The organism is Sulfuriferula thiophila (assembly GCF_003864975.1).
GTDB lineage: Bacteria > Pseudomonadota > Gammaproteobacteria > Burkholderiales > Sulfuriferulaceae > Sulfuriferula > Sulfuriferula thiophila.
The window spans coordinates 1-1309 of the sequence record NZ_BHGL01000042.1 but is presented as its reverse complement, the minus strand read 5'-3'; the positions used below and the strand labels follow the sequence as shown (position 1 = coordinate 1309).

Genomic DNA, 1309 nt, shown 5'->3' with positions numbered 1-1309 from the left:
ATACATGGACGCCCACTTTTTTGCCAAGCCCCCAATCAATAATTTTGAGTATAGGTAAAGATTGCAGCCATACATCCGGACTTTAAATGAAGCAATGCTTCTGTCCCTGATGGAATACGCTGAGTGAGTTCCTATTACGTTATCGAACTTTTCGTTCTTAAAGTTGATCGGATTTACTCACTCACGGTCTGACCTGTCTCGCCATCATGTCATGATTGCCTGTGCAATCGGTGGTACTACGTCTACAACTCGGTTATCAATTGCTACTGTTAATAATGGGTTTATTCAACCGCCCTGATTACGCAGCGGCAGCTGCGTAATCAGGGCGGAACAAGCGGTCATGGGCCAACAACGCCCAGATGATCCGTGCGTTCTTGTTGGCCAGGCCCACGGCAGCAATATTTTTGTTGCGCCGGGTCACGAGCTTGCTTAGCCAGCTTTCTGTATCCATTTTATTGGCCGCGTGGTGCAGGACGGAGCGCGCGCCGTGAATGAGTAATGTACGCAAGTACGTGTCACCCCGCTTGCTGATCCCGAGCAGATTCTGTTTGCCGCCACTGGATTTCTGTCGGGGAACCAACCCCATCCACGCTGCCAGTTGCCGGCCATTTTTGAATTCTTGTGCTTTGCCTACTGTGGCGACAATTGCACTGGCGGTGATGGGGCCGATGCCGGGGATATCGGCCAGCTTGCGGCTCGCCTCATTCTGCCCATGCCATAAGTTGATCTGTTGCTCCAGCGCATCAACTTGGCTATCCATGGCTTTTAAATTGTCTGTCAGTCGCGCAATGAGATGGCGGAAGGTACCGGGCAATTCATTTTCACCATCCTCCAGGATGGCTGGAATTTGCTTGAGTATAGAATAGATACCTTGCGGCATAACAATGCCGAATTCGGAGAGCAAGCCGCGTATCTGATTGGCCTGTGCGGTGCGTGCTTTGACAAATCCTTGGCGTGCGCGATGCACAGAGAGGATGGCTTGTTGTTCTACATTCTTGATTGGGACAAAGCGCATGTTCGGTCTGGCGACGGCTTCGCAGATCGCTTCGGCATCGGCCATGTCGTTTTTGTTGGTTTTGACATAAGGCTTTACGAATTGGGGTGCCATGAGTTTGACTGTGTGGCCGAAGCCTGCCAGCTTGCGCGCCCAGTGGTGCGCACTACCGCAGGCTTCCATGCCAATCAGGCAGGCGGGTAGGTTGGCGAAGTAACGGGTCATTTCGGCACGTTTGAGTTGCTTGCGCTCGATAGTTTTGCCATACTGGTCAACACCATGAATCTGAAAAATAGTTTTTGCCAAATCAATGCC

Annotated in this window: 1 protein-coding gene; it reads right to left on the bottom strand. The window is 51.3% G+C overall.

From position 1 onward, the window contains the following. Positions 1 to 298 precede the first annotated feature (298 nt). Positions 299 to 1309 (bottom strand): IS110 family RNA-guided transposase (locus tag EJE49_RS11755; protein ID WP_124951065.1); only part of this gene is annotated, 1011 nt, incomplete at its 5' end.